Origin of the sequence: Pseudomonas sp. NPDC089406 (assembly GCF_044900265.1) — a bacterium.
GTDB lineage: Bacteria > Pseudomonadota > Gammaproteobacteria > Pseudomonadales > Pseudomonadaceae > Aquipseudomonas > Aquipseudomonas fakonensis.
In genome coordinates this window covers 1-7,999 of the sequence record NZ_JBJDNC010000080.1, presented here as the reverse complement: position 1 = coordinate 7,999, position 7,999 = coordinate 1, and the positions used below count along the sequence as shown (strand labels likewise).

At 60.9% G+C, this 7,999-nt stretch carries 6 protein-coding genes; 1 reads left to right on the top strand and 5 read right to left on the bottom strand.

The genetic code is table 11. The features are described from left to right. A partial coding sequence (locus ACI2KK_RS28795; RefSeq protein WP_404671625.1) for a hypothetical protein occupies positions 1 to 866 on the bottom strand: 866 nt, incomplete at its 3' end. Beyond that, a complete protein-coding gene (locus ACI2KK_RS28790; protein WP_404671624.1) occupies positions 863 to 3,601 on the bottom strand; it encodes a hypothetical protein in 2,739 nt (912 codons plus the stop codon). The genes ACI2KK_RS28790 and ACI2KK_RS28795, both read right to left, overlap by 4 nt. A 69-nt stretch (positions 3,602 to 3,670) precedes the next feature. On the opposite strand from ACI2KK_RS28790, the gene ACI2KK_RS28785 reads away from it, so the two are divergent. Beyond that, on the top strand, positions 3,671 to 3,859 hold the full coding sequence (locus tag ACI2KK_RS28785; RefSeq protein ID WP_404671623.1) for a hypothetical protein: 189 nt from the start codon (positions 3,671 to 3,673) through the stop codon (positions 3,857 to 3,859). Here ACI2KK_RS28785 and ACI2KK_RS28780 read toward each other — a convergent pair. From ACI2KK_RS28780 to ACI2KK_RS28770, 3 genes are all read right to left on the bottom strand, one after another. Further along, positions 3,852 to 6,725 (bottom strand): hypothetical protein, encoded by a 2,874-nt coding sequence (locus ACI2KK_RS28780; RefSeq protein ID WP_404671622.1) that lies wholly within the window; start codon positions 6,723 to 6,725, stop codon positions 3,852 to 3,854. The two genes, ACI2KK_RS28785 and ACI2KK_RS28780, sit on opposite strands and share 8 nt — an antisense overlap. Before the next feature lie 192 nt (positions 6,726 to 6,917). After that, on the bottom strand, positions 6,918 to 7,259 hold the full coding sequence (locus tag ACI2KK_RS28775) for a RidA family protein (protein WP_404671621.1): 342 nt from the start codon (positions 7,257 to 7,259) through the stop codon (positions 6,918 to 6,920). An 11-nt stretch (positions 7,260 to 7,270) separates the two neighbouring features. Continuing rightward, positions 7,271 to 7,621 (bottom strand): cupin domain-containing protein, encoded by a 351-nt coding sequence (locus ACI2KK_RS28770; protein ID WP_404671620.1) that lies wholly within the window; start codon positions 7,619 to 7,621, stop codon positions 7,271 to 7,273. Positions 7,622 to 7,999 lie beyond the last annotated feature (378 nt).

The window sequence follows — 7,999 nt, the reverse complement described above, 5'->3', positions numbered from 1 at the left end:
TCGAACAGGCTGGTTATCTGGGTATGGCCGTCGTAGCGGTTGAGGGTGAACTGCTGGCGGACCACGCGGTTGCCGAACGGGTCTTCGGGGGCCACCGCGGAGTCTGCGGTATAGAGCACCAGGCGGCCATGCAGGTCGTAGCTGAAGTGCTCGCTGCCCTGGGTGGCGCCGCGCTGCCAGTGGCGGCTGGCGAGCTGGTCGAGGTCGGTGTAGGTGAGGGTCTGCACCTGGCGGCTGGTGCTGTTGCCGGTGGTTTCGAAGGTGCGGGTGTGTTCGCGGCCGAGGCTGTCGTAGGTCAGGCTTTGGGTCAGCTGGTTGCCACTGCGGGTATCGCGGGTGGTGCTGCGCAGGGGGCGGGCGAAGTCGTCGTAGGTGAAGTCGCAGGTCACGCTGCCGGCCTGTAACTGGTGCACGCGGCCGAAGGCATCGTAGTGGTAGTGGTGCTCGGCGGTGGCGGCGTCGGTGAAACCGAGCAGCAGGCCGGTGAGGCTGTACTGCCAGGTGGTGACATGGTTGTGGCCTGCGATGCTCCAGGTATCGTTGCGCGGCTTGCCTGCGGCGGTGTAGCTGGTGCGTTGCTGGCCCAACTGGCCGCTGGCGGAGCTGATGAGGGCGAGCCTGGGGTCGTAGTCGAAGGTCTGGGCCGGTTCATTGGCAGGGGTGATCTGCCGCACCAGGTGGTCGAGTTCGGGTATGTAGCTGAAGCCGACGCGCTGGCGGTCGGCGAGGATGTTGTGGCTGACCGGTAACTGGTTGGCGATGTGGTGGGACTCGGTGGTACGCCCGCCGCACTCGACGGTGAGTTGGCGGCCGAGGCCGTCGAAGTGCTGACGGCCGAGCGTGAACGGGGTGGGGGGAGCGTTCATGCCGGGTTCTCCGTGGTATGTACTGTTACCGTTTCGGGGTGGTCGCCATCACTGTGGGACGCGTACTCCCAGGTGACCTTGCGTGCTTCCAGTTCGCCGGGTTCTGTCCGTTCGATGACTCGCGAGTAGCTGTCGTAGGCCGTGTACGTGACGATCTGCGGCCCACTGGCAGGCACGACGCGCTGTTCCACCACACGGTCCAGCCCATCCCTGACCAGATGGGTGGTACGCACCAGGCGGCGCTTGTTCGGGTTGCCGTCACCGTCATCGAACAGCTCGGTCTGGATGGGGCTGCCTGCCGCGTTGCTCAGTACTTTCTGCAAACTGCCAGCTTTCCCCTTGACGGCCTGGTACTGTTCGGCGCTTCGACCAATGGGGTCATGCAGTGCATGGGTAATTACGCCGTCTGCCGCGGTGATCGCCTGGGCATTGCCCCAGGGGCCATAGGCTGTGGTGCTGGTGATGGTGAAAAGCTTTTTGCCATCGTCTGCCCAGTCCGTGGCACTGCCTGCGATCTCGCGGCCCATGGCATCGTAGGTTGTGCTTTGTACCTCCCGGAACACGCTTTCGGCGGTGGCAGGCGTTGCCTCCTCGTAGTCGAGGTCCTCGAGTTGCACCAGTACCACCCGGCCACTGCCATCGAGCCAGCTGCGTTTGCGTTGGCCGGTGGCATCCTGCTCTTCCAGGCCCGTGCGCCAGAGCAGGCTGGGGCTGCCATCTGCCGTTACTGCCCTGGGGCCATGGCGCTCCACGAAGTCATCACTGAGGTGGTAGTCGCAGCTGCGTTGCGTCTGGTAGGCAGTGCCCACGGCAAGCACCGTGCGTACGATTCGCCCCAACTTGTCGTGGTAGAAGTCGGTATGTGCGCCGGCGGCGCTGGTTTGGCGCAAGGTCAGGCCGGTCACCAGCGAGCGAACCTCGCTGGACTGGCTGTGCTGCACGGTATCGGTGGGGTGCCCTTCGATGATCGTGGTGGTTTGCAGGGCCCGTTGCCCTTGAAACTGCAGGGTTTGGTAGCGATAGCGGGTGGTGATGGGTTTGGCAGGTGTGCCGGCCAAGGTGGTGGTGGCCAGTTCGAGGCGCCCATAATGCTCCCTGGGGCTGCTTAAGTAGCGCTGTGAGGTGGTTTCGAGCACGCCGCGCTCATCCTTGAGCTCCTCGAAGTTGACCACCGCATGGGGCGGGTCGCCTGCTATCAGCGACGGCAGGTTCTGGTATTCGTAGCGCGTCGTCAGCACCGGCGCACCTCGGTGGTTGCCCTGTGCCAGCCCGGCCGGCTTGACGGTGCGTGATTTCAACAGGCTCACCACGCCCGATTCGATGGCAGGTGCCTTGCCGGGCTCGCCTGCTGCCGGGTAATACTCGTTGACCTCTTCGACGCCGTCGACCTGGACCGTGGTGAGCGGGTTGCCGAAGGCGTCGAAGGTGTGGCTACTCGACTCGCTGCGTTGACGCTTGATGGTATTGCCCGACCATTCGATATAGGTCGTCTGCACGTTCTGCGGCAATTGGCAGAACGGGTGTTGAGCTTCCCACGTCTTGGCATAGTCCACGTGGTAGGTGGTTTTCACCTCGGTCTCGCAGTTGCCGGTACGGGTGCTTTCCAGCACCTGCAAATGGTAGCGGTCCCAGGCGCGGCGCACGGTGATGTCGACGTTGCCCTGCCGGTCACTGATTGTTTCGGTGACCGAGTACTCGTAACGTTCCAGCAATTTGTAAAGGTTGTCCCGGCCGCTTTCCCAGCGAAACCCCTGCTGGCTGCCAAAACCCAGGTAGTTGTATGCACCCGCCCAGGTATAGCGCCGCGACAGGGTTGTGTCGGCAGCGCCATCCTGGTGGTCCCAACGCAGCACACGGGGCAGGAAGCTGATCGGCGCACCGCTGGGTAAACGATGTGAGTCGGCGGCAGTGCTGCTCCAGGTAATCAGCTCCCGGCCGCCCAGCGGGTTAGTGACTTCGTTTGGAAACAGCAACGTGGCACCACCGCCAACGCTGACCTGCTGGTAGGCGAAGGTGCAAGGTTTCAGGGTGTCCGGCAGCAACAGCCCAGTGAGGCGGTTGTTGCTTTGCTGGAAGGTGATCACGGACTCTTGCGCGCTACCAGGCTCGAGCAGCAGGCGCGGAAAACTTGCACTGCGGTCGAGCCTTGCCAGCACCCGCCCACTATCGTCGCGGACCTCATGCAGGTGGTTGATGCCATTGGCCGAGCGCCACTCCAGCTGCAAGCGGCGGCCTTCCGCGCTGCGCAACTCGTGCAATACGTATGGTCCGCTGGCATTGACGCGCTTGAGCACTTCGCGCTGGCCGTCCTTGTGCACGACCTGGTAATTGCCATCGTTGCTTCTAACGACCTGCAAGGCCTGTAGCTTGTGGTCGAGCAAGCGCACGTTGTTGCCTGCAACCAGCTCGATGGCGAATTGTTCGCCGCTGGACAGGCGCAGCGATTGGGCGCCTTGGGCCAGTGACAGTTCGGTCACCAGCAATGACCAGCCCAGGCCAAACCCTCGGTTTTGATGCGAACCCAGGCTGCTGAAGGCCAGGGTGAAGGGCAGCGAGGGGCCTGCCAGGTCGTTTGCGCTGCCCAGGGGAATGCTGATGAGCAGGTTGAACTGGCCCGTGCGTGGGTCGACGGCTGACTGCACGGCCGATAGAAAGTTGCTGGCCTGGGAGTGGATACCGCCCACGTTGTGTGGGGCAATTTCTGTGTTGCTGTGGGTGAGGGAGGTGCGGGACATTGGGTGTCTCCGGGCACAAGTGCTGCCTCCCGATGAACGAGGGGCCGCAGTGATATTGAGGTTCAGGTTTTGTACGAAAAGCGCCTGCGCGACGATCATGCTGCGTTGAAAATTCAACTGGTGCGCCAGCCCGGCGGGAATGCTCAGTTACAACCTGTAAAGTCGAGCGCGACCCCGGCTGTTGATCGCCTGTTTTCGCCTTGCCTGATCGCCGCTCGGCGACTTTTCGTTCAAAAACTAGTCAAGACAATCAACTGATCACAATTGAATTGGTTCCAGCGTTGTCGTGGCTGGTAGGGCCAATGTACATGGCGTGGCTGTTGCCATACTGATCGATTATATTTATCGCTTGCCTGCGGGTGAATTCGTTGGCGCTGTCGTTATGATTGAGTAATATCATTCGGGTCGCATAAAGAACGCCAGTTTTACTGTTTATGGACATGGTGGTATCCCATAGGGCAGGCTTGCCGACTCTTGCAGTTCGGGCTTTGTCTAGGCAGAAGTACTGGCACATGTTTGTTTTTTTGTCACCGATATAGTCATAGACAAACGTATTGTCGCCCGGCGAGCTGGCGGCAATCCTGTAAGTACCTGGTTCCAAGCGGAATTCATATTTGTCGAGGTCCCAGCGCGAACTGTTTTCATGGTCGAATCGTTCAAGCTCGACGTTGTGGCTGCGGATTTGATAGTCCTTCTGCATCGGTACCAACAGGGCAGAACTGTTGGAGCGCCCCGCGACCGTTCTGCCTGATTGGTCGTTAAGGTTGAAGTCGCAAGTGTGGTATTCGGTGTTATTAATATTGAGTAGCGCGCCGAAACGTATGTTTGTAAGCTGGGTCGTTTTAATCCAGAATCTGACCATGTTGGTGTTGGGTTGTTTTTCCACATAAACAGTGCCGGGGTAGGGGTCGAAGCGTTTGTCATCCGAGGTTTGTGTTTGGGTGTACTCACAGTTTAAGGTGGTTAAATTTTGTCGATCTGGGTAGCGTACGAGGGTAATGTTTTTGAGCAAGTCGCCCAGGTCAATAATTTCATCATCGGCGTTGACCGCTTCGATCAAAATATCGACATAGGCCTGCTGGTAACCATTACCGTACAGCCGGCACGGTGAGTTGGGGGCGGGCAAGCTTGACCCCAGCACCTGGAAGTGCGTGATTGCGGCGACCTGCTGTTGTTGTGGCACCACTGTTCTTGCGTTGCTCTCAACCGTCAGGCTGGCGCTTTTGAGTGAGGAAAACGCATCGTCGCTCAACCCGATCATCAGCGGGTGACGGTTGCCATGGCGGTCGTGCACGGTAATGGCGCAGGGGCCGCCATTGTCATCGCCCACGGCGTGCGCAATCCGGTCGTCGATCTGGATCACGAACATGAGCGCGCCGGGTTCGGCAAATTCGAGTTCGGCAACCTTGAAGCCGCTATCCGCGTTGATGGCATCGCTGGCATGCAGGGTGGTATCGCCGGGGAGCGCGATTGCGACATGCGCAGCCAGCCCGGCTTCTACCGAGCTTCGGCGGAGCATGCTGCGGCTGGCATCGTTGTCGAATTCGGCATGGGAAAGGGCTGCATGCTCCAGCCGTAGTGAAAACTCATAGCTGAGGCGGCGGGGGTGCTGGCTGTCACCCCGCGCATACTTGAGGTCCCAGCGAAAATCTGCCGGGCTGTAGAGGGGCGGTGCAAGCGCCAGTAGTTCAACGCTGTTGTCGCTCTGGTAAACGCTGTCGTTGTTGCCAGGTTCATGCTGAATGCTGGCGCGTACGGCCAGTGTCGCTCCCGGTTCGGCACGGGTGTGGACATAGAAGGTCTTGCGCCGGCAGGCACGCTTGCCTGGCAGGCCCGCCCCGGGTAATTCTTCGATCAGTGGCGGCAGGAAGTCGAAGCGTTCATCAGGCTCGCTGGAGTACCACCACTGGGTTTCTTCAGGGTCGCTGGTGAGTGCGGTATGGCTGCCGTCTGGCAGTTCGATGATCGGAACCAGGGTGGCCAGTTGTTGTGCGCTAATCACCTGGCCGGCAGCAGGCTCGACGCTCAGGGTGATTTCGATCTGCTGGTTGCCATTGTTATAGGCGCGGTTGCTGCATGAACTTACCTGGATATCGCAGCCAGCCAGCCAGTTATTTTGCGCAAGCGCCAGCGCGTGCAGGGTAGTGACTGCCAGGTGCGTCCTTTGCGCCAGCGCGTCGCCTTCATCACTGAACGCCACCGCGAGGATGTGTTCATTGCCGTTGTTATCCAAGGCGCCCAAGGTGCAGGGGCGGTCAAACGCCGTTGGTGTTCCGCGATAGGGGATGGCGACATCGCCCTGCACGACGGCCACGATTGCTCCATTGGGGGGCGGTGCCACGCTCTTGTGCGAGCGGTTTTTGAAAGCATCGGAGTGAGGGAAGGTGGCGTGGCGCCTGACGGTACTGTTGCCGGGCAGTGCAAACCCCACATCGGTTGCACGTGTTTCCGAGGCCTGGCGCCGTTGCCAGCGGATCATGCCGTCTGTGGTGGTTTTATCAAAGTCCGGGGTGAGAAACCAGGCCTCGACGAAGGTGCCATCCTTTGGGCGCAGCCGGTGTTCATGTATGTAATTCTCGCCGCGTTCCCAATTCCCCGAAATTACCCGAGGTATCCATTGGTAGTGATCGGGGAAGACGAAGCTGGGGCTGCGTACAGCCTGCAAGCGGATTTCCGACAGGAAGTCGCCTTCGGTGTAGTAGGTGACGGTGACGTCCTTGTCGTCCTCATCCTTGGTGGTTTGGGTGATCTGCGCACGCAGGTCAAGGGTGGCGTTTGCCCGGGCTTGGGTGTGTATGTAGTAAACCTTGCGCAAGGGGTTGGCCTGCTCCGTCGCGCCGCGCCCATCGTAGTAGTCGAAGCGATCGTCGTGCTGGCTGTTCCAGCCCCAGGCGCCCCATCCATCGTACTCGGGCAATGGCCGGTAGGTGCCGTTGTTGAGCAATTCGGTGGGGACCAAGGTTGCCAGTTCTGCCGGGGTAACGGTCGCGCCGGGCACCGGTTCGACCTTGAGGACGATCATGATCTGCTGGTTGCCGTTGTTGTATGCGGCATTGTTGCCGGTGCCGAGTTCGATCGTGAACGTTTTCAGCCAGTGCCAGGGAGCGGTTCTAGAGCTGTCCATGTTTCTTGCCTCGCAGGGTCAGTGGGGGGACACAAACCGAAAGGAGCTACTCACCTTGCAACTGGCCTGCGCGGCAGGCAGTCGATGCTGGCGAGCGTGAACATGGCGTGATCATAAGAGGGGGGGGAGCGCGCGCGCACCTGACAAAAATATCAGGTGGCGGCTGTGGGCAAGCAGGGCAGTTGAGGTGGATCAGCGCTGGCCGAAGGCCTGAATCTCGATGCGGTACTCGGGCGCTGCCAGCGCAGCCCCGACACACGCGCGCACGGGCGGCTGGTCGCCAACCCAGGCGTCGTACACCGCGTTCATGGCGGCGAACTCGGCCATGTCTGCCAGCCAGATTTGTACCCGGCTGAGGTTGTGCTTGCCTGCGCCGACTTGCGCCAGCCATTGCTCGAGCTGGGCCAGTACGCAGCGGGTCTGGGCGGTGATGTCACCTTGGGGGGCCAGGGCGACGATGCCGGAGGTTTCGATACGGCCGTCGATCAGCACCATCTGGCTGGCGCGGGGGCCGGGGTTGATACGTTCGATCATTGCGCTTTCCTTCAAAACAGCACGTAGGTCTTGCGCAGGGTTTCGTGGATTTGCCACACGCCTTCGCAGTTTTCGGGGAACAGCACGGCGTCGCCGGCACGCAGCTCGACGGGTTCGCCGCCGTCGGGGGTGAAGGTGCAGTGGCCGCTGACGATGTGGCTGAATTCGCGGTTTTTCAGGTGGCGGCGGAAGGTGCCGGGGGTGCTTTCCCATACCCCGATGCTGGCGCCGACAGCTTCGTCGGTCTGGTCCTGGGCGGTGGCGGCCTGGGCGATGGGTTCGCCGATCGGCAGGCGGGCGGGGGCCAGGGTGCCTAGCGGGGTTTCTGGGGCGTTGCGGACTACGGTCAGGGTCTGGGGCATGGTGGGCTCTTTCGGGCTTGGGTGGTGGGGCAATATGGCACTGGTGTTCTGGGGGGGATATAACGGTTGGGACGGGATATGGGATGGGGTGTGGGTTGTTTATCTGTTTGTCTGTTTATCTTGGTGTTGGTGTTGGTGTTGGTGTTGATGGTTTTATGCGCATTCATTATTTGTAGTGACGCTTACTCACCTTTCCGCCCTTACGGCGGCTCACTTTTTGAAGCATCAAAAAGTAAGCAAAAAATGCTCGCTCCATTCATACGGCCCCCTACGCTGCGCTTCGGGGGTTCCCTCACTCCGGGCTTGCTCCGGGGGTACGCGCCGACGGGCCGTCCCTGGCCCGATCGGCGCTCGACCGGCATCCATGCCGGTCGCCCC